28 protein-coding genes and 1 tRNA gene are annotated in these 22,913 nt (G+C 62.3%); 20 read left to right on the top strand and 9 right to left on the bottom strand.

Going from position 1 to position 22,913, the window contains the following annotated elements; all coding sequences use genetic code 11:
• The first annotated feature begins 324 nt into the window (after positions 1-324).
• The 8 genes from AB4Z53_RS02055 (at position 325) to AB4Z53_RS02020 (ending at position 7,849) form a co-directional block, all read left to right on the top strand.
• Positions 325-1,920: an ABC transporter substrate-binding protein gene (locus AB4Z53_RS02055; RefSeq protein WP_441594414.1), complete on the top strand. Its 1,596-nt coding sequence runs from the start codon at positions 325-327 to the stop codon at positions 1,918-1,920.
• Between the two features lie 203 nt (positions 1,921-2,123).
• Positions 2,124-3,128: an ABC transporter permease subunit gene (locus AB4Z53_RS02050; RefSeq protein WP_077962292.1), complete on the top strand. Its 1,005-nt coding sequence runs from the start codon at positions 2,124-2,126 to the stop codon at positions 3,126-3,128.
• A gap of 10 nt (positions 3,129-3,138) precedes the next feature.
• Positions 3,139-4,047 carry an ABC transporter permease subunit gene (locus tag AB4Z53_RS02045; protein WP_113536362.1) on the top strand — a complete coding sequence of 303 codons (909 nt, stop codon included), beginning with the start codon at positions 3,139-3,141 and terminating at the stop codon, positions 4,045-4,047.
• A 2-nt stretch (positions 4,048-4,049) separates the two neighbouring features.
• Entirely contained in the window at positions 4,050-4,892 is an 843-nt protein-coding gene (locus AB4Z53_RS02040) for an ABC transporter ATP-binding protein (RefSeq protein ID WP_113536361.1), read from the top strand.
• Positions 4,889-5,716 carry an ABC transporter ATP-binding protein gene (locus AB4Z53_RS02035; protein ID WP_113536360.1) on the top strand — a complete coding sequence of 276 codons (828 nt, stop codon included), beginning with the start codon at positions 4,889-4,891 and terminating at the stop codon, positions 5,714-5,716. The genes AB4Z53_RS02040 and AB4Z53_RS02035 overlap by 4 nt, the downstream gene beginning before the upstream one ends.
• Before the next feature lie 172 nt (positions 5,717-5,888).
• Positions 5,889-6,236 (top strand): RidA family protein, encoded by a 348-nt coding sequence (locus AB4Z53_RS02030; protein WP_060516475.1) that lies wholly within the window; start codon positions 5,889-5,891, stop codon positions 6,234-6,236.
• Positions 6,237-6,413: 177 nt separating this feature from the next.
• On the top strand, positions 6,414-6,584 hold the full coding sequence (locus AB4Z53_RS02025) for a hypothetical protein (RefSeq protein ID WP_223726471.1): 171 nt from the start codon (positions 6,414-6,416) through the stop codon (positions 6,582-6,584).
• Positions 6,585-6,709: 125 nt separating this feature from the next.
• The gene (locus AB4Z53_RS02020; protein ID WP_441595216.1) at positions 6,710-7,849 is read left to right on the top strand and encodes an AI-2E family transporter; all 1,140 of its coding nucleotides are present in this window, start codon (positions 6,710-6,712) and stop codon (positions 7,847-7,849) included.
• Between the two features lie 17 nt (positions 7,850-7,866).
• On the opposite strand, the gene AB4Z53_RS02015 is transcribed toward AB4Z53_RS02020, so the two are convergent.
• On the bottom strand, positions 7,867-8,664 hold the full coding sequence (locus AB4Z53_RS02015) for a response regulator (RefSeq protein WP_441594411.1): 798 nt from the start codon (positions 8,662-8,664) through the stop codon (positions 7,867-7,869).
• Positions 8,665-8,848: 184 nt separating this feature from the next.
• Here AB4Z53_RS02015 and AB4Z53_RS02010 point away from each other — a divergent pair, with 184 nt between their 5' ends.
• On the top strand, positions 8,849-9,052 hold the full coding sequence (locus AB4Z53_RS02010; protein WP_441594409.1) for a NepR family anti-sigma factor: 204 nt from the start codon (positions 8,849-8,851) through the stop codon (positions 9,050-9,052).
• A 60-nt stretch (positions 9,053-9,112) separates the two neighbouring features.
• On the opposite strand, the gene AB4Z53_RS02005 is transcribed toward AB4Z53_RS02010, so the two are convergent.
• Entirely contained in the window at positions 9,113-9,361 is a 249-nt protein-coding gene (locus AB4Z53_RS02005; RefSeq protein WP_113536355.1) for a glycine zipper domain-containing protein, read from the bottom strand.
• A 498-nt stretch (positions 9,362-9,859) separates the two neighbouring features.
• Here AB4Z53_RS02005 and AB4Z53_RS02000 point away from each other — a divergent pair, with 498 nt between their 5' ends.
• Together AB4Z53_RS02000 and AB4Z53_RS01995 are read left to right on the top strand one after the other, a co-directional pair.
• Positions 9,860-10,183: a hypothetical protein gene (locus tag AB4Z53_RS02000; protein ID WP_291149305.1), complete on the top strand. Its 324-nt coding sequence runs from the start codon at positions 9,860-9,862 to the stop codon at positions 10,181-10,183.
• Positions 10,184-10,233: 50 nt separating this feature from the next.
• Positions 10,234-10,431, top strand: a complete 198-nt coding sequence (locus AB4Z53_RS01995) for a CsbD family protein (protein ID WP_057250941.1) — start codon at positions 10,234-10,236, stop codon at positions 10,429-10,431.
• A 132-nt stretch (positions 10,432-10,563) separates the two neighbouring features.
• On the opposite strand, the gene AB4Z53_RS01990 is transcribed toward AB4Z53_RS01995, so the two are convergent.
• A complete protein-coding gene (locus AB4Z53_RS01990) occupies positions 10,564-10,755 on the bottom strand; it encodes a hypothetical protein (protein ID WP_291149310.1) in 192 nt (63 codons plus the stop codon).
• Positions 10,756-10,988: 233 nt separating this feature from the next.
• Between AB4Z53_RS01990 and AB4Z53_RS01985 the strand changes: the two genes are divergently transcribed.
• The 3 genes from AB4Z53_RS01985 to AB4Z53_RS01975 all read left to right on the top strand — a co-directional run bounded on the left by AB4Z53_RS01985 (position 10,989) and on the right by AB4Z53_RS01975 (position 13,127).
• Entirely contained in the window at positions 10,989-11,153 is a 165-nt protein-coding gene (locus AB4Z53_RS01985; RefSeq protein ID WP_113536352.1) for a DUF1328 domain-containing protein, read from the top strand.
• 152 nt (positions 11,154-11,305) lie between these two features.
• Positions 11,306-11,809 carry a TIGR00645 family protein gene (locus tag AB4Z53_RS01980; protein ID WP_113536351.1) on the top strand — a complete coding sequence of 168 codons (504 nt, stop codon included), beginning with the start codon at positions 11,306-11,308 and terminating at the stop codon, positions 11,807-11,809.
• 64 nt (positions 11,810-11,873) lie between these two features.
• On the top strand, positions 11,874-13,127 hold the full coding sequence (locus AB4Z53_RS01975; RefSeq protein ID WP_441594405.1) for an NAD(P)/FAD-dependent oxidoreductase: 1,254 nt from the start codon (positions 11,874-11,876) through the stop codon (positions 13,125-13,127).
• An 82-nt stretch (positions 13,128-13,209) separates the two neighbouring features.
• Here AB4Z53_RS01975 and AB4Z53_RS01970 read toward each other — a convergent pair whose 3' ends face one another.
• Positions 13,210-13,962, bottom strand: coding sequence for an SDR family NAD(P)-dependent oxidoreductase (locus AB4Z53_RS01970; protein ID WP_441594403.1), 753 nt, complete (start codon positions 13,960-13,962; stop codon positions 13,210-13,212).
• Between the two features lie 93 nt (positions 13,963-14,055).
• On the opposite strand from AB4Z53_RS01970, the gene AB4Z53_RS01965 reads away from it, so the two are divergent.
• Positions 14,056-14,673, top strand: coding sequence for a TetR/AcrR family transcriptional regulator (locus AB4Z53_RS01965; RefSeq protein ID WP_113536348.1), 618 nt, complete (start codon positions 14,056-14,058; stop codon positions 14,671-14,673).
• A 62-nt stretch (positions 14,674-14,735) separates the two neighbouring features.
• On the opposite strand, the gene AB4Z53_RS01960 is transcribed toward AB4Z53_RS01965, so the two are convergent.
• Entirely contained in the window at positions 14,736-15,194 is a 459-nt protein-coding gene (locus tag AB4Z53_RS01960) for a hypothetical protein (RefSeq protein WP_441594401.1), read from the bottom strand.
• 256 nt (positions 15,195-15,450) lie between these two features.
• Here AB4Z53_RS01960 and AB4Z53_RS01955 point away from each other — a divergent pair, with 256 nt between their 5' ends.
• Positions 15,451-16,590, top strand: a complete 1,140-nt coding sequence (locus AB4Z53_RS01955; RefSeq protein ID WP_441594399.1) for a fumarylacetoacetate hydrolase family protein — start codon at positions 15,451-15,453, stop codon at positions 16,588-16,590.
• A gap of 16 nt (positions 16,591-16,606) precedes the next feature.
• Here the strand turns inward: AB4Z53_RS01955 and AB4Z53_RS01950 are convergent, their stop codons facing one another.
• Positions 16,607-17,149, bottom strand: coding sequence for a hypothetical protein (locus AB4Z53_RS01950; protein ID WP_441594397.1), 543 nt, complete (start codon positions 17,147-17,149; stop codon positions 16,607-16,609).
• Between AB4Z53_RS01950 and AB4Z53_RS01945 the strand changes: the two genes are divergently transcribed.
• A complete protein-coding gene (locus tag AB4Z53_RS01945) occupies positions 17,139-17,345 on the top strand; it encodes a hypothetical protein (protein WP_113536345.1) in 207 nt (68 codons plus the stop codon). The two genes, AB4Z53_RS01950 and AB4Z53_RS01945, sit on opposite strands and share 11 nt — an antisense overlap.
• Positions 17,346-17,368: 23 nt before the next feature.
• Here the strand turns inward: AB4Z53_RS01945 and AB4Z53_RS01940 are convergent, their stop codons facing one another.
• Positions 17,369-17,635, bottom strand: coding sequence for a hypothetical protein (locus tag AB4Z53_RS01940; RefSeq protein ID WP_291149327.1), 267 nt, complete (start codon positions 17,633-17,635; stop codon positions 17,369-17,371).
• A 598-nt stretch (positions 17,636-18,233) separates the two neighbouring features.
• A tRNA-Gln gene (locus AB4Z53_RS01935) sits at positions 18,234-18,307 on the bottom strand.
• A gap of 370 nt (positions 18,308-18,677) precedes the next feature.
• Here AB4Z53_RS01935 and AB4Z53_RS01930 point away from each other — a divergent pair.
• Genes AB4Z53_RS01930 through AB4Z53_RS01920 form a run of 3 tightly spaced genes read left to right on the top strand, consistent with a single transcriptional unit; the run spans position 18,678 to position 21,386 of the window.
• Positions 18,678-20,270: a Ppx/GppA phosphatase family protein gene (locus tag AB4Z53_RS01930; RefSeq protein ID WP_441594394.1), complete on the top strand. Its 1,593-nt coding sequence runs from the start codon at positions 18,678-18,680 to the stop codon at positions 20,268-20,270.
• Positions 20,267-21,004 carry an RlmE family RNA methyltransferase gene (locus tag AB4Z53_RS01925; protein WP_441594392.1) on the top strand — a complete coding sequence of 246 codons (738 nt, stop codon included), beginning with the start codon at positions 20,267-20,269 and terminating at the stop codon, positions 21,002-21,004. The genes AB4Z53_RS01930 and AB4Z53_RS01925 overlap by 4 nt, the downstream gene beginning before the upstream one ends.
• A 1-nt stretch (position 21,005) precedes the next feature.
• Positions 21,006-21,386 (top strand): VOC family protein, encoded by a 381-nt coding sequence (locus AB4Z53_RS01920; protein WP_291149334.1) that lies wholly within the window; start codon positions 21,006-21,008, stop codon positions 21,384-21,386.
• Positions 21,387-21,438: 52 nt separating this feature from the next.
• Here AB4Z53_RS01920 and AB4Z53_RS01915 read toward each other — a convergent pair whose 3' ends face one another.
• Positions 21,439-22,848, bottom strand: a complete 1,410-nt coding sequence (locus tag AB4Z53_RS01915) for a DHA2 family efflux MFS transporter permease subunit (RefSeq protein ID WP_113536335.1) — start codon at positions 22,846-22,848, stop codon at positions 21,439-21,441.
• Positions 22,849-22,913: the final 65 nt, after the last annotated feature.

Below are 22,913 nucleotides of genomic sequence, written 5' to 3'. Positions count from 1 at the left end.
TCATTCGCGCTAGAATGTGAACGGGCATCCGGGGCGATCGAAGCCCCGCTGGAGGCACTGACAGGGCGCGTGACAAACCTAGCGGAAGCAGCCGGGAAGGCTTCGTTCGAACCTGTTACGGCGCATTGATTCGTCAGGCAATTCTAAAACAGTGGACAGATATCCCGGCTCTACTTGCGGGTGAATTTTTCGCATAGACAAATTTATGCGGCGACTTATTGCAATGCGACGCCAAATGTCGTTCCATCCGGCCTTGACCGGGGGGCAACGGCATTCCGCGTCAGGAAAACACGAGAACAAAAACAAATCTGGGAAGCAAAGCTCATGAAAAAGCTCACTACTCTCTTTGCAGCGACGGCGCTTGCCACGCTGATGGCCGGCTCTGCTTGGTCGAAGACGTTCGTCTATTGCTCGGAAGGTTCGCCTGAGGGTTTTGACCCGGGCCTGTACACCGCCGGCACGACGTTCGACGCGGCTGCGCACACGGTCTACAACCGCCTGCTCGAGTTCAAGAAGGGCACGACCGAAGTCGAGCCGGGCCTCGCCGAGAGCTGGACCATCTCCGACGACGGTCTTGTGTACACTTTCAAGCTGCGTCCGGGCGTCAAGTTCCAGACGACCGAGTTCTTCACGCCGACCCGCGAGCTCACCGCCGATGACGTGGTGTTCTCTTATGAGCGCCAGCTGAAGGCTGATAACCCGTGGAACAAGTACATCACCGGCACTTCGTGGGAATATGCCGCCGGCATGGGCTTCCCGGAAGTCATCAAGTCGGTCGAGAAGGTTGACGACCTGACGGTCAAGTTCACCCTGACGCGCAAGGAAGCTCCGTTCCTCGCCAACATCGCGATGCCGTTCGCTTCGATCCTGTCGAAGGAATACGCCGACAAGCTGCAGGCCGACGGCAAGATGGAACAGATGAACCAGATGCCGCTCGGCACCGGTCCGTTTGCTTTTGTCGCCTACCAGCAGGACGCGGTCATCCGCTACAAGGCAAACCCGGATTACTGGGGTGGCAAGCAGAAGATCGACGACCTCGTCTTCGCAATCACCACCGACGCTTCGGTCCGCTACCAGAAGCTGCAGGCCGGCGAATGCCACCTGATGCCGTTCCCGAACGCTGCCGACGTCTCGAAGATGAAGGCTGACCCGAACCTGAAGGTCATGGAACAGGCTGGCCTCAACGTCTCCTACCTCGCCTACAACACGACCCAGGCTCCGTTCGACAAGCCGGAAGTGCGCAAGGCGCTGAACAAGGCGATCAACAAGCAGGCAATCGTCGATGCCGTCTTCCAGGGCGCAGCCCAGCCGGCCGTCAATCCGATCCCGCCGACGATGTGGTCCTACAACGACAAGATCGAAGACGACACCTACGAGCCTGAAGTCGCCAAGAAGATGCTTGAAGACGCAGGCGTCAAGGACCTGTCGATGAAGCTCTGGGCAATGCCGGTATCGCGTCCGTACATGCTGAACGCTCGCCGTGCAGCTGAACTGATGCAGTCGGACTTCGCCAAGATCGGCGTCAAGGTCGAGATCGTCTCCTACGAATGGGCCGAATACCTCGACAAGTCCAAGGCCAAGGATCGTGACGGTGCCGTCATCCTCGGCTGGACCGGCGACAACGGCGACCCGGACAACTTCCTCGACACGCTTCTCGGCTGCAACGCTGTCGGCGGCAACAACCGTGCACAGTGGTGCAACCCGGAATTCGACGCTCTCGTGAAGAAGGCGAAGGAAACCTCTGACCCCGCAGAGCGCACCAAGCTCTACGAAGAGGCGCAGGTCGTCTTCAAGCGCGAAGCGCCGTGGGCGACGATCGACCACTCGCTCTCGGTCGTACCGATGCGCAAGAACGTCGAGGGCTTCGTTCAGAGCCCGCTTGGTGATTTTGCCTTCGACGGCGTGGACATCACCGAGTAATTTAGTTAACTGATCCTTAAGGGGGCGTTTGCCGAAGGCAAGCGCCCCTCTTTGCATCCACTATAGCGACCCGAGCTCCATCTGGAGCGCAAAAGGTCGCTGTGGCATTTCGACTTGCTGCACGCTTCGCCGTTGAGTGGGAAAGCATGCAGTGGTGCCAGCGGCGGGATACAATGCCGCGGCAACATGGCGCGGGGTTTAAAATGTTCCGATTTCTCTTGGGGCGACTGGCTGTCCTGATTCCGACTTTCGTCGGGGTCTCCATCATCGCCTTCTCCTTCATTCGCCTTCTTCCGGGCGATCCGGTCGCGCTGCTTTCGGGCGAGCGCGTCATGTCGCCGGAGCGACATGCGGAAATCTCACACGCACTCGGCTTCGACCGGCCGATCGTGGTGCAATACCTCGATTACCTCTGGGGCGTGCTCCATGGTGATTTCGGCACCTCGATCGTGACCAAGAAGCCGGTCATCGACCAGTTCTTCGATCTGTTCCCGGCGACCGTCGAGCTTTCGCTCTGCGCGATCCTGTTTGCGGTCATCCTCGGCATTCCTGCCGGCGTCATCGCTGCGATCAAGCGCGGTTCGGCCGTCGACCAGGCGATGATGGGAACCGCTCTCGTCGGCTTCTCCATGCCGATCTTCTGGTGGGGCCTGCTGCTGATCATGCTGGTTTCCGGCATGCTGCAGTGGACGCCGGTCTCGGGTCGCATCTCGCTGATGTACTTCTTCCCGCCGGTCACGGGCTTCATGCTGGTGGACTCGCTGTTGTCGGGTCAGGCGGGCGCGTTCAAGTCGGCGGTCAGTCACCTGATCCTTCCGACGATCGTTCTCGGCACCATTCCGCTTGCGGTCATCGCGCGCCAGACACGCTCGGCGATGCTGGAAGTCCTCTCCGAAGATTACGTGCGCACGGCACGTGCCAAGGGGCTTTCGACCTTCCGGGTCGTCGGCGTCCATGCGCTGCGCAATGCGATGATCCCGGTGGTCACGACCATCGGCCTGCAGGTGGGTGTCATGCTCGCCGGTGCGATCCTGACCGAAACGATCTTCTCCTGGCCGGGCATCGGCAAGTGGATGGTGGATTCGGTGTCGCGTCGCGACTACGCCGTTATCCAGGGTGGCCTCCTGGTCATCGCCGCGGTGATCATGCTGGTCAACCTGATCGTTGACCTGCTCTACGGTCTCATCAATCCGCGCATCCGGCACTAAGGAGGGCGTCATGTCTCAAGCTGCTGCAACAAGCACCGTTTCGACCGATCCGTCCCGCCGGGCGCGTTTGGCCGAATTCTGGTATTATTTCTCCGAGAACCGCGGCGCCGTCATCGGCCTCGTGTTCTTCCTGCTCCTCGTCCTGCTGGCGATCTTTGCGCCGTGGGTCGCACCCCATGATCCGGTGGCGCAGTACCGTGATGCGGTTCTGGTCCCGCCGATCTGGCAGGAGGGCGGCCGCGCCGGCTTCCTTCTCGGCACCGACGCCGTCGGCCGTGACATGCTGTCCCGCCTGATCTACGGCACGCGCTTCTCGCTGTTCGTCGGTGTCATCGTCACGACCCTGTCGCTCGTCGGCGGCATCGCGCTCGGCGTCATCGCCGGCTACTTCCGTGGCTGGGTCGACACCGTCATCATGCGCGTGATGGACATCATCCTCGCCTTCCCGTCGCTGCTGCTCGCCCTGGTGCTGGTGGCGGTTCTCGGCCCGGGCCTGGTCAACGCCATGATCGCGATCGCGCTCGTCTTCCAGCCGCACTTCGTGCGCCTGACCCGCGCTGCCGTCATGAGCGAAAAGACCCGTGACTACGTCGTCGCCGCCAAGGTTGCCGGTGCCGGCCACGGCCGCCTGATGTTCAAGACGATCCTGCCGAACTGCATGGCGCCGCTGATCGTCCAGGCGACGCTTTCCTTCTCGAGCGCGATCCTCGACGCTGCAGCCCTCGGCTTCCTCGGCATGGGTGCTCAGCCGCCGACACCGGAATGGGGCACGATGCTCGCCGAAGCCCGCGAGTTCATCAGCAGCCATTGGTGGGTGGTCACGCTTCCGGGTATCGCGATCCTGATCACGGTGCTGGCGATCAACCTGATGGGTGATGGCCTGCGCGATGCGCTCGATCCCAAGCTGAAGAGGTCCTGATCATGGCGCTTCTCGAAATCGAAAACCTGGTCGTCGAATTCCAGACGGCCTCCGGTCCCTTCCGTGCCGTCAACGGCGTCTCGATGAAGGTTCACGAAGGCGAGGTTCTGGCAATCGTCGGCGAGAGCGGCTCGGGCAAGTCCGTGTCGATGCTGGCCGCCATGGGCCTTTTGCCCTGGACGGCAAAGGTCACCGCCGACAAGCTCACCTTCAACGGTCGCGACCTGCTTGGCATGTCGGCCAATGAGCGGCGCAAGATCGTCGGCAAGGACATTGCCATGATCTTCCAGGAGCCGATTGCCAGCCTTAACCCGTGTTTCACCGTCGGCTTCCAGATCGAGGAAGTGCTGCGCATCCATATGGGTCTCGACAAGGCCGGTCGCCGCAAGCGCGCGATCGAACTCTTCGAAGCGGTCGGCATCCCGGATCCGGCCGAGCGGCTCAGCCATTTCCCGCACCAGATGTCGGGCGGCCAGTGCCAGCGCGTGATGATCGCGATCGCGATCGCCTGCAATCCGAAGCTTCTCATCGCCGACGAGCCGACCACCGCGCTCGACGTGACGATCCAGAAGCAGATCCTCGACCTGCTGATGAAGCTGCAGGCCGAGCACAAGATGGGCCTGATCATGATCACGCACAACATGGGCGTGGTTGCGGAAACCGCCGACCGGGTGGTCGTGCAGTACAAGGGCCGCAAGATGGAAGAGGCCGACGTGCTGACGCTCTTCGAAAACCCGAAGAGCAACTACACGCGCGCACTTCTGGCGGCCTTGCCTGACAATGCGACCGGCGATCGTCTACCGACGATCTCGGAACTCTTCGTGGACGAAGGAGCGGCCCAATGAGCGTGATCCTCGAAGCGCGCAATCTGGTGCGCGACTACCATATCCCCGGCGGCCTCATGAAGAAGGCGAAGACGGTTCACGCGCTGAAGGGCGTGAGCTTCAGCGTCGAACAGGGCAAGACGCTGGCGATCGTCGGCGAGAGCGGCTGCGGCAAGTCAACCCTTGGCCGTATTCTCACCCTGATCGATCCGGCGACGTCGGGCGATCTTTTGATCGAAGGCAAGAAGATCGACATCGCCAAGGGCGACATGACCTCGGAGATGCGCCGCAAGGTGCAGATCGTCTTCCAGAACCCCTACGGTTCGCTCAATCCGCGCCAGAAGATCGGCGACATCCTGATGGAGCCGTTGGTGATCAACACCAACACGCCGGCCGACGAGCGTCGGGAGCGGGCAATGGCGATGCTGAAGAAGGTCGGTCTCACCGAACTGCACTTCAACCGCTATCCGCACATGTTCTCCGGCGGCCAGCGCCAGCGTATCGCCATTGCGCGCGCGCTGATGCTGAACCCGAAGCTGCTGGTGCTGGACGAGCCGGTATCGGCACTCGACCTGTCGGTTCAGGCACAGGTCTTGAACCTGCTCGCCGACCTGCAGGACGAGTTCAAGCTGACCTACGTCTTCATCAGCCACGACCTCTCGGTCGTGCGCTACATCGCCGACGACGTCATGGTGATGTATTTCGGCGAAGCCGTCGAATATGGCAGCCGCGACGAGGTCTTTGCGGATCCGAAGCACAGCTATACCAAGACGCTGTTTGCGGCGACGCCGCGTGCGGACGTGGAGAGCATCAAGGCCCGCCTCGCCAAGAAGCAGGCGGCCTGATCCCTTCGTCTCTCAAATGAAAAAATGGAAGCCGGGCAGCCACTGCCCGGCTTCTTTGACTTGCGGGCGCGATAGTGTAGAGGTGTCGCGCCGCCTTCACTTCTCGCCTCTGGGCGGCGGGCAGCCGCTTTTTCGGCCGACGACCGTTCGGCCCAACCTCAGGAACACGATCATGGAAATCAAGCGTTTCGAAACCGGCCCCCGTATGAGCCAGGCCGTGGTCTACAACAACACCGTCTACCTCGCCGGCCAGGTCGGCAATGCCGGTGACGATGTCGTGACGCAGACCAAGCAGGCGCTTGCCGAAGTCGACCGTCTGCTGGCGCTCGCAGGCACCGACAAGACCCGCATCCTCTCGGCCACCATCTGGCTCGCCGACATGGCCGACTTCCCGAAGATGAACTCGGTCTGGGACGCCTGGGCACCGCAGGGCCACACCCCGGCCCGCGCCACCGGCGAAGCCAAGCTCGCGACCCCGGAATACCTCGTCGAAGTCATCGTCGTTGCCGCTGCCGCCTAAGGCCTGCGGTACGGGTTTACCCGTCGCTTTCTTTCTGCGCCGCCGGCTCCTGTCCGGCGGCGTTTTTCGTTGTGCTGCAGGAGCGCGCGCGGGAACCAATCGACCAGCCCGCACGTTAATTGTCCGATCCAAGAAACCGGCCGAAAAATCGGGCCAACTCAATTGGGAGGACTGTCTATGCTCTATTGGCTGCCAAGGGTCTGTGTCCTTCTTTTCGCAGTCGTCCTGATCGGCTTCGGTCTCGTTCCGTACACGGCCGCGGGGGTCGCTCATACCTTGCTCGTGATCATACTGGGGCTCGGCCTGCTGTCGCTCACGCTGCACGTCTTTCCGCCCGAACGACATTGATCGAGCATGATCCAAGCGGTGTATCGCATTCGCAACCGGAGCAACCGCCCCGGCGCCCCAATCTCTCGTCCGGAAACGCGGATGCATTTCGAGCTGGCCTGACCGAAGGAAAGCGAGGAGTGATCGTGGACACATTGCGGCGAACCGGTGCCTCCTATGAGAGAAAACGTGCCAGGCGCGTCGTCGAAGAGGAGGCGGCGGTCGCGACCGCGGCGCCGTCGACGGAACCGCGTCGCGACGGTATCGACCTCATGGTCGCCTGGAGCATTATCGGCCTCTTCGTGATAGCGGCGTGCGCCGCGGTCTACGCCATGGAGACGATCCTGCTGCCGATCACGCTCGCGATCGTTGTCGGCATCGTTCTCGGGCGAACGGCCGACGGACTGGCGCGTTACGGCCTTCCTCCGATTTTCGGTGGCCTTCTTCTGGCGATGATTTTTGTCACCGGTCTGTCCTGGCTCGTGGATGCGCTGCTCGGCCCCTTGACGGCGCTTGCCTCCGAGGCTCCGAAGCTTGCCGAAAGCGTCGTTGCACGCGTCATGCCGTTTATCGAGCGGTATGAATGGTTGCGGCTGGCAGTGGCGCGCGGCGTCGGCAACGATGCGATTGCCGAAACCGTCATGAAGAATGCCGGCCCCATGCTCGCCACCACCGCAGCGGGGCTAACGCCGGCCCTCGTGCAGACCCTGATTTTCCTGGCGGCGCTCGGTTTGTTTCTGCTCGGCCGACTGCAACTACGCAAGGCCGTGATTCTCGCTTTCGCCAGTCGTGAGCGGCGGCTGAGCGCCATCCGCATCATGAACGGCATAGAGGATGCGCTCGCGCGTTACTTCTCCATCGCCAGCCTGATCTATCTGGCGCTCGGAACGGTGACCATGATCATTGCGCTCGTGGGCGGTCTTGCCATGCCGCCGCTCTGGGGCCTGTTTGCCTTCGTATCGAGCTTCATTCCCTATCTCGGCGTGACGGTCATGACGCTCAGCCTACTCGTGGCAGGGCTGATGACACATGAGGTCCTGTGGCTGGCATTGGCACCGGCCCTAGCCTTCTTCGTCGTTCACCTTGCGATGGAGAACCTCGCGATTCCAGCCGTCCTCGGCAACGAGCTCGAGGTGAACCCGTTCCTCGTGTTCATTGCCATTGTCTTCTGGACCTGGATGTGGGGCGCGGTCGGCGCCATGCTGGCACTACCGCTCTCGCTCATCGTGCTGGCGATCGTCGAAGAGATCGGCGAGCAGCCACCGGAACGCCAGCTCCCCGGATAGGCAGGTCTAAGGAGAAATCAGCGCCGGGCCGACCGTGCGTGCTCGTCGAAGAACAGGGCCTGGCTGATCAGAGCTTTCACCATGTCGGGATTGAACGGCTTGGTGACGAGAAAGGCTGGTTCCGGCCGCTTGCCGGTGAGCAGCCGTTCAGGGAAGGCGGTGATGAAGATTACCGGCACCGCCGCCTGGGTGAGGATCTCGTTGACGGCATCGATGCCCGAGCTGCCATCGGCAAGCTGGATATCGGCGAGCACCATCTTCGGCGATGTCTTGCGATAGAGATCCAGCGCCTCCGTATGGGTGCGGGCGATACCGGTGACCCGGTGGCCGAGGCTTATCACCATGTCTTCGATGTCGAGCGCGATCAGCGGCTCGTCCTCGATGATCAGAACGTCGGTTGCAACCTGGCGCGAGATATCTTCGGACGCGATCGTCAGCAGCTTCGAGAACTCGCCCTGGCTCAGCCCCATGATCTCCGCTGCATCGGCGATCGAGAAGCCTTCGACGGAAACGAGCAGGAAAGCCTGGCGCGGGGCAGGGGCGATCAGCGAGAGGTTGGCAGCCGCCTGTTGTTCCCAGGCGAAAGGCGAGGCGTTTTCGGTTCGATCGATCGAAATCTTCTCGAACTGCGAGCAGAATAGCTTGTAGAGGCTGATTCGGTCATTCGACGTATCCGGAAAGAGGTTGATGTCTTCGATGAGAGCCTCGAGGACGGCGGCCACATATCCGTCGCCTGCAGCCTGCGAACCGGTGACGGCGCGGGCGTAGCGGCGCAGAAAGGGCAGGTGTGGCGCGATCCGGGTCGAAAGGGACATCAACGACTTCCTTAGGTGCAATACGATTCGTTTGTTTTCTGAGGATAGGGGAGATCCGGCTGAATACGTGAATGGTTTTGAACACGTTTTTCAGCCTAGAGCAAATTCGGCTAACTCGCGATGCGGTCTTCTGTGCGGGTGGGTGGACATCAACGGGAAGACGGCAAGCGGCGGTGGATGCAACATGGATGACGGGATCGAAAGAGGGGATGGGCCGGGCAGGGGATTGGATGCGGTCGCCGAAGGCTCGGATGCCCGTGGGCTGATCGGCGCCAGATTGAAGGCGCTCTACCAGGCCTTGGAACAGGAGCCTGTTCCTGACCTCTTCATCGATCTTCTTGAAAAGCTGGATAAGGCGGAAGCGGCGACGGCTGAGCGCGCGTCCTGAGCTGTGTTAGCTTTAACGAGAGAAACGGGCCTTGGCCCGTTTCTCTCTTGTTCGTGCCGATCAGCAGGCGGCCTCATAGCGGCGACCGTAGCGGTCGCGATAGATGCAGCGGCCCGGCTCGTTGGCGTGGCCGATGAGAGCACCGGCGACACCGCCGATCGCGGCACCCACGGCTGCACCTCTGACATTGCCCGTTGCTGCGCCGCCGATGATGGCGCCACCGGTTGCGCCGATTGCTGCACCCTTTTCTGTTTGCGTGCAGGCGGCGAGCGGGAGAATGAGGCTTGCTACGATCAGTATCTTTTTCATGACGCGTTCCTATCTGAAGGTTGCTCTGTTGAACGTAGAATCGGTTGCTCGAAATTTGATTTGCCGGGACTGATGACGAACAGAATGACGACAATGAGGCATCTGTCGCACCCCGTGCCGCGTCATTGGCCAGCTTTGACTTGCTCGCAATGAGCGAGCTCGGTGTGGTGTGTCCTTGCCTCCCAGCGTATCCTCCATCGCTCCGCCGCAGTCGCAGCACTTGTTATCGTTGCGAAAACGACGACTGCGGCGTTTTGTTCCATAGCCGCCGCTCGGGCATTGCATCTCTCGGCGGCAGTTGTGTTGAATGATCACACCCTGGCGCGGCGGTGACGGCTGCAGCGGGGACGTTCGTCCGCGCCCAAAAGAGTGAATTAGGGCGCAGCGAACGCATTGCCCGGGCAAAAGGTTCCAACAAAAATTTGATCTCGGCCGGCGGAACACGAGGGCATGCGTCTCCGTTTGCCGTTCTCGAGTTTGATGTTGGGGAGCATGCCCATGGAACATATCGCTGCCATCATGGTCCTGGTCGGTTGCATGCAGGCCACAGACGCTTGCCGCGAAGTGCCGGCGCCGACCGAGGCGTTCGAGACCGTCGACGAATGCCGCGAATTGCTTTCGCCGGCGATCGAGGCGACCGCCGGGGCCTTCAAGCACGCCTATGGTGCCTGCGCCGAGGTCGACCCGGCTCTGTTTGTCGAGGACGCGACCATTGAATGGCACGTCACCCCTCCGGGCCGTTTGCAGGTCAAGGTGCAGGCCGACGACGGCAGCTACGCCGTCGCCGCGCGCCACGACGGCGATGCGAACATCCGCAACTGAGTTTACTGACCGCCCGTGTGTGGCGGCCCCACCAACCGAAAGGCAAAACAATGAATTGGGATATCGTCGAAGGCAAATGGCACGAACTGAAAGGCAAGGTCCAGGCGCAATGGGGCAAGCTCACCAATGACGACCTCGACGTCATCGATGGTCGCCGGCAGGAACTCGCTGGCCGTATTCAGGCCCGCTACGGCGTCGCTCGTGACGAAGCTGAGCGTCAGATCGATGAGTGGATGTCGCGGCGCTAGGGAAGCCTGGCAACAGGACAGAGTGTAACGTCCGGCCCGTGCGAAGTGTCGACCAAATAAAGAAGACGTTCGAACAAGAAAAGCCGCCCGGCCTTGGCCGCGGCGGCTTTTCAATTGTTTTGCGGATTTTGGCTATTTCTTCTGTGCCATCTGTTCGCGCCGGCGAAGTTCTTCGAGAAGATACTCGAGTTTCGAGCTCTGGCCCTCGCCATTGTTGACGTAAAGATCGCGCATCGTCTTACCGATGTGAAGATTTCCATCCGGGAGATCCGTTCGCTCCCGGCCCGCCTCAACCGCAGTTTTCCAGATATGTGCTGTCGGCATCTTCATTTCGACCCTGCGTATTCCATGGGGGAAGAACGTCAGAGTATCGCGAAGGTTCCGGGCGTTTCCGGTACAAATCGTCCCGATTCGGGACTCTTTTGTCTATCGTGGCAAATAATTCCTTACCGGTCCGTGGAAATGAAGAATCTCGCCGGTCGCGTCTCATACGCAATTTGGAACAAAGTGATAGTTGTGGCGTTTGCTTTGCAGTAATGCAGGCAAGGAGAATTGCTATGTTATACTATGCGCTTGTCTTCCTCGTTGTGGCAATCATAGCGGGTGTACTTGGCTTTGGCGGCATTGCGGGTACGTCCGCGGGTATCGCCCAGATCCTTTTCTTCCTCTTTCTCGCCTTCCTGGTGATTTCGCTGGTCGCTGGTCTCGTGCGTCGAGGCTGACAGGAGCGGTCGCAAACCTAAATGGTTCGACACGGGCGGCGGCAACGTCGCCCTTCTTGCTTCGGCGCGAGGCGTCGTCTTGCTTGCCCTTGCAGGTCCGCTTGGCTATTGATGCCGAAATCGCAGCTTTTGCCTTGAGGATACCGAACATCATGAAATCGCTGGAACTGCTCGTCGAGCGGATCATCCTCTCCAGCCGCTGGCTCCTCGTCATTTTCTATCTCGGTCTTGTCGCGGCACTTGCGCTTTACGGCGTCTCCTTCATCTACAAGTTCCTGAAAATCGCGAGCATGGTCTTCGTCTACGATGATGCCCAGATGATCCTGGCGATGCTCGGGCTGATTGACGCCGCGCTGGTCGCGAGCCTGATCGTCATGGTGATGATTTCCGGCTACGAGAATTTCGTCAGCCGCTTTGACGAGGGCGATGCCGAGGTGTCGTTCCTTGGCAAGCTCGATGCCGGCAGCCTCAAGATCAAGGTAGCCTCTTCGATCGTCGCCATCTCTTCGATCCATCTGCTGCAGATCTTCCTGAACACGCAGCAATATTCGAGCGAACAATTGATGTGGGCGACGATCATGCATCTCGCCTTCGTCGTCTCCGCCGTACTGCTCGGCTATCTCGAGCAGATCATGAATGCGCTGAAGAAGAAGTGACGTTTGGCGCCGTGGCTTGAGCGAAGCCGCGGCTTGTCTTGATCGGAAAACGGGGCAGCCGCATATGAAGACTGACGTAGTGGTTCTCGGCGCCGGCATCGTCGGCATTTCCACCGCCATCCATCTGGCGCGGCGCGGCAAATCGGTGGTGCTTCTCGACCGCCGCGGCGCCGGTGAGGAAACTTCCTATGGCAACGCCGGTCTGATCCAGCGCGAGGGTGTGTTTCCCTATGGCTTCCCGCATGATTTCGGCGCGCTGTTTCGCTACGCATTGAACAATACCATCGACGCCCACTACCACTTCCGTGCCCTGCCAGGACTGGTGCCGTTCCTGGCGCGCTACTGGTGGCACTCCGGATTTACCCAACACCAGCGCATCGCCCATCTCTATGCGCCGCTGATCGAGCACTCGATCACCGAGCACCAGGACCTGATCGAGGCGTCCGGCGCGGGTGAGTTGATCTGCAAGGACGGCTGGATGAAGGTGTTCCGCACGGAGAAGCAACGGGATGCCGCCTACAAGGAAGCGGAAAAGCTCTCGGCCGGCTTCGGCGTCAACCACCAGAAGCTCTCGACCAGCGAACTGAAGACGATCGAACCGTCGATCCGGGCCGATCTCGTCGGTGGCCTGCGCTGGAGCGACCCCTGGTCGATCCGTGACCCGCACAGCCTCAACAAAGCCTACCTTGCCTATTTCCAGTCGCTCGGCGGACGGTTGGTTTCCGGCGATGCCGCCACGACGGAACATGTGCTCGAAGGTCCCGGCTGGCGCGTCGCCACACCGGAGGGGCCGCTGGAAACCCGTGAGGTCGTCGTGGCGCTCGGTCCCTGGGCCGACACGGTTACCCGCAAGCTCGGCTATCATTTCCCGCTCGCAGTCAAGCGCGGCTACCACATGCATTATGGCATGCAGGAGGGCGCTAAGCTCAACAACTGGGTGCTCGACGCCGAGAGGGGTTACTTCCTGGCGCCGATGCTGCGTGGTGTCCGGCTCACGACCGGTGCCGAATTTGCCTGGCGCGACGCACCGAAGACGCCGGTGCAATTGACGCGAGCCGAGCGGGTGGCGCGTGAGTTCTTCCCGCTTGCCGAACGCCGCGACGAGGAACCGTGGATGGGCGCGCGTCCCTGCACGCCGGACATGATGCCTGTTATCGGCAAGGCGCCGCGCCACGAGGGCCTGTGGCTTGCCTTTGGCCATGCGCATCACGGCATGACGCTCGGTCCGGTGACCGGCCGGGCACTGGCGGAAGCCATGACCGGAGAAAAGACGGTCATCGATATCGCGCCCTATCGCCCCGAGCGCTTCCTGGCCTGAAGCACATGCATCACCTCAAGATCAAGTAGGTGAAAAGGCCGGAAGCATCGTTTCCGGCCGTTTCATTTTCTGGCAGATCGTCTCAGGCGTTGGTGCCGCCATCGATGGTGAACTCGGCGCCGGTGACGCTGCGGCCGTCAGGGCCTACAAGCCAGGCGACCACGCCCGCGACGTCACTTGCCTCGTTGAAGCGTGGGATCGCCATCAGCCCACGCTGCGGACCAGCGTGTTCACCATCGGCAGGGTTCATGTCCGTATCCGTCGAGCCGGGATGGACGACATTCACGGTAATCCCTCTTGGCCCGAGGTCGCGCGCCACCGCCTTTGTAAATCCGATAAGGGCGCTCTTGCTGAGCACATAGAGGCTCATGCCCGGCCAGGGAACGCGGGCGGCGAGGTTGCTGCCGATCGAGACGACGCGTCCGCCCTCTGGCATATGGGCGGCTGCGGCGCGTGTCGCCAGAAACACCGCCTTCACGTTGATGTCGATCGTCCGGTCAAAATCCTCCGCGGTCACCTCCGTCACCGTTCCTGCATCGAACACGCCGGCATTGTTGACGAGGATGTCGATGCGGCCGTGTTTCTCGGCAACCGTGCCGACAGCGACCTCGACCGCGCCCGGGTCGCGGTTGTTCGCCTGGATCGCCAGTGCGCTGCCGCCGGCCTTGGTGATTTCCGCCACCAGCGCCTCGGCCTTCTCCTTGGACTGGCTGTAGGTCACCGCAACGGTTGCGCCTTCATCCGCCAGGCGCCTTGCGATCGCCGCGCCGATGCCGCGGCTGCCGCCCGTTACCAGGGCCACCTTGTTTTTCAAACTCGTCACAGGTCTCTCCATATTTGTAGTGATCGATACATATATGGAGAGACGACTTGCCAGCCGCTGTCAAGCGACTTATGTATTGATCGATACAGAAAGGAAGTTGCCTCCATGTCCCGCGGCCGTCCACGCAATTTTTCCCGAGAGGAGGCGCTCGCGAGCGCCATGCAGCTTTTCTGGGACAAGGGCTACGACAACACGTCGCTGACCGATCTGACCCAGGCGATGGGGTTGAAGCCGCCAAGCCTCTACGCCGCCTTCGGCAGCAAGGCGCAGCTCTTCATCGAGGCGGTCGATCTCTATGGCCGGACAGACGGCGCCGGCATCTGGGATGAGTTGGAAACGATGCCGACTGCCAAGGCAGCGGTACATGACCTCTTGAGACGAACCGCCGACAATTTCACCCGCGGCGGCGAACCGCGCGGCTGCATGGTCGTGCTCTCGGCGCCGCAGATGGCGGGTGGGGATGCGGAGGTCTGCGAGGCGTTAAAGCTGCGCCGGCTTGAGAAGCAGGTCGCGTTGGAGCAGCGCTTCGTGCGCGCTGTTGCGGAGGGCGATCTGCCCGAGGGCACGCCGTGCGCGTCAATCGCGGCCTATGTCGCCTCGCTCCAGCACGGCATGTCGATCGAAGCCCGCGACGGGGCGACGCGAGAAACCTTGCTGGCGATCGCCGACTGCGCCGCCGCCGGCTGGGACGCCATGATCGCGGCATCGATCAAGCGAACCTGAGCGACTGTCTTGACCGCCAAGGGCCAGCGGAAATCCCTCCAGCCATTGGCGTCAGCTAGCCGTTACTGTGCCGGCTGGGTCATGCTGGGCGTGGTACCGGGTGTAGAGTTCGGCGTCGAGCCCTGCGTCTTCGGTGCCGGCTGCGGCGTCGATTCGGGTGCCGGCTGGGTGGTCGTTGCGCCGGAAGGTGCCGCGCTGTTATCCGCAGGAGGCGTTGCCTGGTTCGTCGTGCCCGGTGTCGCGGTACCCGGTGCCGTCGTATCCGGCGTTGCCTGGCCGGTCGCCGGCTGATCCGTTGTCGGCGGCGGCGCTGCGGTATTGGCCGTATCGCGGCTCAGTTCAGCCGGCAACCATGCGATCAGCGCCAGCACCAGGCCGGCGAGCAGGATGATGACGATCGGCCAGTTGCTGCGCGAACGGGCCGGAGGCACATCGCTCATCGGCGTTGGCGTCTGCGGCAGAGGCTGCCCGGTCACGGGATCGATCACCGGCTTGTCCTTGAACTCTTCGTGCTGGTTCATTGCGTTCATCCTTTTCTTGGCGTCCTCCTGGCCTCAGGCGGCTGCTCCTGAACCTTCCCGGGCAGCCGTGGGCAGCGGATTTCGCGCCGTCGCGAAGCGACAAGGGCGCCCGGAGGGCGCGTGACATAACCGTAAACGCGTGAAAATTTGCAATGTTCCGGTCGTTACAACCCAAGGGACGTTTGCGCGCGGCCGTCGGCTTTACAGCCATGGTTTCGGCTGCAAGAAATAGAGCGCGCATGGAGGATGAGGCGGCATGAGCGATACAGCGTTTAGCAAGGGCACTTTTGTCGGCCGCGTCTGGCGCCCCGATCTTGGCGGGCCGTCGCTTGTCACGATCCGCGACGGCGCTCTCGTCGACATCACCTCGAAAGAGACGCCGACCGTGCGCGACCTGCTTGAGCTGCCGGATCCGGTTGCGTATTTGCGCTCCGTGTCCGGCGCGCGTCTCGCCCCGCTTGACGCGTGTATCGAGCAAAAGGCCGGCGCATCGATCCTGCATCTCATCGCGCCCTGCGACCTGCAGGCGGTGAAGGCCTGCGGGGTAACCTTCGCGCGTTCGATGATCGAGCGCGTCATCGAGGAGCGGGCGGCGGGCGATGCGTCCCGGGCCGAAGCGATCCGCAGCCGCGTCACTGCCGTCATCGGCGACAGCCTGCGCAACCTGAAGCCCGGATCTCAAGAAGCAGCCCGCGTCAAGGCAGCGCTCCAGGAGGAGGGCGTGTGGTCGCAATATCTGGAGGTGGGCATCGGCCCGGATGCCGAAGTCTTCACCAAGGCCCAGGTGCTCTCGGCGGTGGGTCCCGGCGCCGATGTCGGCCTGCACCCCGCCTCGCGCTGGAACAATCCGGAGCCGGAGATTGTGCTCGCAGTTTCATCGAGCGGCCAGGTCAAAGGCGCCACCCTCGGCAACGACGTCAACCTGCGCGACATCGAGGGCCGCTCCGCGCTGCTTCTCGGGAAGGCCAAGGACAACAACGCCTCCTGCGCCATCGGCCCCTTCATCCGTCTCCTCGACGAAACCTACACGATCGACAATGTGCGCAAAGCCGAGCTCACCCTGGTCGTCGAAGGCGAGGACGGCTACCGTCTCACGGGCCGGAGTTCGATGACGGAAATCAGCCGCGACCCGCTCGATCTCGTCGCCCAGACCATCGGCCCGCACCACCAATATCCCGATGGCGTGATGCTGTTCATGGGCACGCTCTTTGCCCCTGTCGAAGACCGCGACGAACCGGGGCAGGGCTTTACCCACAGGCTCGGCGACGTGGTGACGATCGCCAACGCCGAACTCGGCCGGTTGACCAACACCGTCAGGCTTTCGACCGAATGCGCGCCCTGGAGCTTCGGCGCGGCGTCGTTGATGCGCAATCTGGCGAGGCGCGGCCTGCTCTAGCGCGGCCAGCGGTCGCCTACGTCATCTTCCGCATGATCCAGAGAGCCCGGCCCGGATGGGCGATGTCGGGCACGATTTGAAGGCGTGCATCGTCTTTCAGTCGTTCCGCTTCTGAGGCGTCGAGGAACAGGACCTGCTGATCGGTCTCGTTCGCATTCGGCGTAATCCACCAGTGCCGATCCTCGCAACAAAGACCGGCTTCCGGGTTTTCCTGGATGTACTCGATCGCATACTCAGCATCCGTCTTTCTGCCAGCATCGAACATGAGCCGTCCTCCGCTTGATCGCTTGGATGGAGCGAGATTATGCGCCTGTTGCCGGACTTTGGGCAGCCAGGAAGCATCGTCCGCACATGAATGGGCCAACAGCGGCCTTTCCATCTGGTCGGCCAGCGCATAGGCTTGCGCGCCTGGGTTGTCTTCCTGTTGCTGGTCCGCGGTATCATACATCGCGGATGAGGCAATTTGGCTGCCTTCCGATGGAATTAGTTGAGGTCTTCTCCTACGAGACCCCGTGATGGAGCGCAGCCCCTTGCCGACCAGATACAGATTGGCGATCATCCTGGCCGTTCTGGTGCTTGTACCGGCGGCGTGGTGGCACCTCGAAAACAATGATCCCTGCACGACGGAAGGCTGCGTGTGGATCGTCGGTTTTGGGTTTTTGGCCGTCAGCGCGGTACTCGGTCTTCTCGCGCTGTATCACGCCCTGACAATCCTCGAAGGGCTTTGGACGTCCTTTCTCCACCGCGATGAATAGGCCTCGTCGCCGCTCCTCGCCCACTAGTGCCGGCTGTTCTCTGACGCAAGCTCCAAAAATCGCCCAACCGACCAGAGGTAATTCACAATCTCCAGCTTCAGGGGATCGGGGTTGCCGTACTTCTCTTGAATGCGGTCAAGCGCCTCGATCGCGCTATCCTGTTCGCCTGCATCCCCAATCACGTAGCTGTCGTGCCCCACGGCGGTGATGTCGCACCCGGATTCAATCACCTCGTCTACGAAGGTGGGAATTTCACTGGGCTCCATATGGCGGCGGATGTTTTCAGTCATGTTAGGTCCTCCTTTGAGGCCGCTAGGCGCAATAGTGCTGGTGTGAGTGCGCGGTAGGGCCCATCTGGGGTGGACCCCAGAGCGTATGGGGCGTGCGCTCTGGGATCACTGGCGCCAATGACGGAAGGCTGTCCGATTCGGGGTTGGCGCTAAGTGAGGATGGCCGGTGAATTGGGCACGAGCAACGCCGCTAGGACCTTTGCGTGAACGCGCCAGACCTAAGTCCGGGTTTTCCACTTTTCTGGTCCACGCAAGGAAACGGCCCCGCCACCACCAGGGCCATGAAAGACTGTGTCGCTCAAACGATGGGCGTCGCAGGATCGCTCGCAAGACGTCGTCTGCCGCGTCGATCAGGGTATCTGTGATGTCAGGTGATACCTTGTCGTGTGCGTGAAGACGCCGTCATCGGTCACGAGGGCTCCGCGCCGGCGGCTGCCCGCAATACCGGCCTGCTCGCGCATTTCGCGGATAGCGTCGACGGGCGGCGCGTCTCAGGAAACCGTTGAAAATCAAGGGGAGCCAGTCGCAATATCACGCACACGGCAAGGCGGAGATCAGCCCGATCCGTTCATTCTTCAATTCTGCGAGATAAAACCGTTGGCTGGGGAACCTGGATTCGAACCAGGACTAACGGAGTCAGAGTCCGCTGGTCTACCGTTAACCTATTCCCCAAGGTCGCTGTCGGGCGCTGCCCGTTGCGTCGGTGTGGCGGGCTTATAAACAAAAGCGCGGCCAATGCAAATACCTTTTGGCAAAAAAATGCGATCTCGATGTGGCAGCCGGATTTTTGCACCGGTTTGCCGGCGTCGACGGTGTGTTTGGTGCCAGGTATCAGCCGCTGAGCGGTGGCGTTGACGTGCAATTGCGGGGGCGCTGATTGCGATCGTTGTCGCTGAGTCGGCCTCAACTGGCCTTAACCCTTGGCAGCACAGTCAAAAACAGTTTGGCGAATGGGGCTTGCGCTGGTACAGTCGCGCCAACGAAAAATCGAGAGAGCGCCTTGAGCGGCCTAACGGCTTGCGCGGCGCCATGGTTGAGACAAGTGAAAGACCCCGATCACGGCGAAAAGCCGTCTGAATCCGGGGCGTCGGCAGCAGGCCGCAGTGATGGATCGAAGCTCGGTCCGCGCAACGGCAAGGGCAAGCGGAAACGACGCAAGTCGTCTGCTTCGCCGTCTGCAATTGCCAGCCAGTCCGGCAGTGCCGGTACGGCAGGGCGTCCCGCAGGAGAGAACGAGGCGGAACCGGCGCGCAAGCGCAAGCGTCGTCGTCGTTCGAAATCAGCAAAACAACAGGCCGCAGTTGCGTCCGCTCAGCAGGGCGATCGCGCGCAACTCATCGAGCCCTCGCTCGGCGAGCGCAAGGGCCACAAGCGCAGCAAGAAGGCACGGCATCGCCGTGGGCTTCAGGGCCGGCCGCTGACGAGCGGCGAGCGCCAGCCGACGCAGCAAAGGGCTGGTGGCGATGGTAGCGGCAGCACACGATCGGGATCTTCCGCCTCCAATGCACAGGCAGGTGCGCAGCATCGGCCAGGCCAGCGCGCCGAACAGCCGCGTGCGCCCTATGTTGCAGCCGGCGAGCCGCCGGCGCCGCTCTATGCGGCGCTCGACCTCGGCACCAACAATTGCCGACTGCTGATTGCGCAGCCGACCCGTCCCGGCCAGTTCCGGGTGGTCGATGCCTTTTCGCGCATCGTTCGCCTGGGCGAGGGGCTGGGCGCTAGCGGCCGGTTGTCGGACGAGGCGATGGAGCGCGCGGTCGAAGCGTTGAAGATTTGCGCCTCTAAGCTCGGCGCCCGTACGATCCGCCGCAGCCGCCTGATCGCGACCGAAGCCGCGCGCGCTGCTGAAAACGGGGAAACCTTCCTTGAGCGGGTGGCGCGGGAAACCGGCCTTGATCTCGAGATCATCAACCGCGAGACGGAGGCACGGCTTGCCGTTTCCGGGTGCTCGTCGCTGGTAGACCGCGAGACGCGCTCGGTCGTTCTGTTCGATATCGGCGGCGGCTCGTCCGAGATCGCCGTCATCCGGATTGGCGATGCCCGGTCGAACCGGCTTGCCAATCACATCACCCACTGGACCTCGCTGCCGGTCGGCGTCGTCACGCTTTCGGAGCGCCATGGCGGCCAGCATGTGACGCCGGCAAGCTTCGAGGCGATGGTGCAGGAAGTGGAGGGCATGCTCGCCCGCTTCGACAGCCCACCGGTCGAAGCGCTGGCAAATGGCGCGTCCGGCAGCGGCTTCCACCTGATCGGCACCTCCGGCACGGTGACGACGCTCGCCGGCGTGCATCTCGACCTGCCGCGCTATGATCGCCGCCGAGTCGATGGGCTGTGGCTCACCGACGACGAGGTCTCTGCCATGCAGGCGCGCCTGCTCTCCTGGGATTTCAATGCGCGCGCCGCCAATCCCTGCATCGGTCCGGATCGCGCCGACCTGGTGCTGGCGGGCTGTGCGATCCTCGAGGCCATCCGCCGCCGCTGGCCGTCGACGCGCATGCGCGTCGCCGATCGCGGCCTGCGCGAAGGCCTGCTCACCGATATGATGGCGGACGACGGCGCCTGGCGCCGGTCGCGGCCGCGCCGCCACCAGCGCGGTTCCAATGCCTCCGGCAGCCACGAAGGAAACAAGCCATGACGAAACCCCCTGTTGGCGGCAACCGTAGCGGCCGCAAGCTTGGCCAGAAGGTCAAGAAGGGCAAGCTCAAGGCATCCTCCCGCCGCTGGCTGGAGCGCCATATCAACGATCCCTATGTGCAGCGAGCCCAGCTCGAGGGTTATCGCGCCCGCGCGGCGTTCAAGCTGCTGGAGATCGACGAGAAGCACAAAATTCTGAGCGGCGCCCGGCGCATCATCGACCTCGGTGCCGCGCCTGGAAGCTGGTCGCAGATTGCCGCCAAGGTCACCAATTCGACCGACACCGATCCGCGCGTTGCGGCGATCGATTTCCTCGAAATGGACCCGATCCCGGGCGTACGTTTTCTGCAGATGGACTTCCTCGACCCTGAAGCACCGGAGAAGCTGAAGGAAGCGATCGGCGGTACACCGGATCTCGTGATTTCGGATATGGCGGCGCCGACGACAGGCCACCGCCAGACCGACCACCTGCGCACCATGCATCTCTGCGAGGTCGCCGCCTATTTCGCCGTCGACGTGCTGGCCGAGGGCGGGCATTTCCTCGCGAAAACCTTCCAGGGCGGCACGGAGCGCGAGCTGCTCAATATGCTCAAGCAGAATTTCCGCCAGGTCATTCATGTGAAGCCGGCCTCGTCGCGGGCCGAATCGGTCGAAATGTTCCTGCTCGCCAAGGGCTTCAAGGGACGTCGGAAGGCCGGTAGCGAGACTGAGACCGAAGACGAGGCGGCCGAATAACATGCTGCTCTACGTGACCGTCGGAACCAACGATCTCGAACGTGCCGGCGCGTTCTATGATGCAGTGCTGCCTGCGCTCGGCTTCCACCGCCAGCGGCAGGACGAGACCGAGATCGGCTATGGCGTTGCCGGCGACCGAATCCGCTTCTGGGTGGTAACACCATTCAACCGCGAACCCGCCACCTACGGCAATGGCGTGAGCATCGCCCTCACGGCCGAGACGCGCGCGGCCGTCGATGCCTTTCACGCGGCAGCCCTTGCCAATGGCGGCACGGACGAGGGCGCGCCGGGACTGCGTCCCTTCCACGCGAACTTCTATGGCACCTGGGTGCGCGATCTCGACGGCAACAAGATCGCTGCCGTCTGCGAGCGCCCGGAGTAAGTTCGCGTCGCCCTCGCGGCCCGGAGGCAGCCACGCCTTTCTCTGAGTTTCCTTACTTCCCCGCGGCCGTTTCGATTTCGCGGGCCGGCAGCCGGTGCCCGGAGACCGAGGCGCCGGCGTTCTTCGCCATGGTCAGGAACGGGATCGCCGCGATCAGGTTGGCGGCGGCGATGATCATGAAGGCAGTGTGGAAATCGTCGAGCTGCAGCGGGCCGCCGCTGAGCTTCGTTTCGATTTCCAGGATCGCGCCGGCAACGGCAACGCCGAGCGCCAGGCTGATCTGCTGCAGTACCGCGCTCATCGAGGTCGCCTTGCTGGCGTCCTCGTCATCGATGTCGGCAAAGGAAAGTGCGTTGACGCTGGTGAAGAAGAAGGAGCGGGCAAAGCCTGCAATCAGCAGGACGGTGATCATCACCAGATAGGGTGTTGCCGGTGTGAAGAAGCCGTTGGCGAAGGTGGTGATCGCGGCGAGGATGGCTGCGAGGATCAGGGTCGTGCGGAAGCCGGCAAAGGCAAGCACCCGCCGCGCATAAAACTTCGTGGTGATGGCCCCAACCGCGCCGATGAAGGTGATGAGGCCCGACTGGAACGGATTGAGCCCGAAGCCCACCTGCAGCATCAAAGGCATCAGGAAGGGCACGGCGCCGACCGAGATGCGAAAGATCGTGCCGCCAATCGAGGCGGCGCGAAACGCGCTGTCCTTGAAGAGCTTGAGATCGAGAACCGGTGCCGGATGGCGGCGAGCATGGCGGATATAGAGCAGAGCCGCGACCACGCCGATCGCCACCGAGGCGATGCCGACGGCAGGCGGCAGGGCCGGTAGGCTGATCACTGACAGGCCGAAGACGATGCCGGATGCGGCAATGCCGCCAAGCACGAAACCGAGCGCATCGACCGGCGGCGGATCGCGCGTTTCCATTTCCGGCAAATAGATGCCCGAGAGGATGTACCCGGCGATGCCGACAGGCACGTTGATCAGGAAGATCCAGTGCCAGGAGAAATAGGTGGTGATGAAGCCGCCGAGCGGCGGTCCGGCGAGCGGCCCGACAAGCGCCGGGATGGTGAGAAGCGCCATCGCCGAGACGAGTTCGCTGCGCGGCGTGCCGCGCACCAGCACCAGGCGGGCGACCGGCGTCATCATCGCCCCGCCCATGCCCTGCAGGAAGCGCGAGAAGACGAAGGCGACAAGGCTGTTGGAGATGGCGCAGAAGATGGAGCCGGCGATGAAGACGAGGATCGCCGCGCGAAAGATCTTCTTGGCGCCGAAGCGGTCCGCCATCCAGCCGCTCAAGGGAATGAAGATCGCCAGTGCCACCATATAGGCCGTCAGCGCCAGCTTGAGGGTAATCGGGCCGACGCCAATGTCGCGCGCGATGGCCGGCAGCGACGTGGCGATTACGGTCGAATCCATCTGCTCCATGAAGAGAGCGACGGCGAGGATCATCGGGACGATACGGTTCATGAAACGGCGCTTCGGAGTCGGTCTGCGATAAGCAGAAGCTAATAATGCCGGTGATGGCTTTTGTC

The organism is Ensifer sp. 2TAB8, assembly GCF_052115125.1.
GTDB lineage: Bacteria > Pseudomonadota > Alphaproteobacteria > Rhizobiales > Rhizobiaceae > Ensifer.
This window is presented reverse-complemented; position numbering and strand designations above follow the sequence as displayed.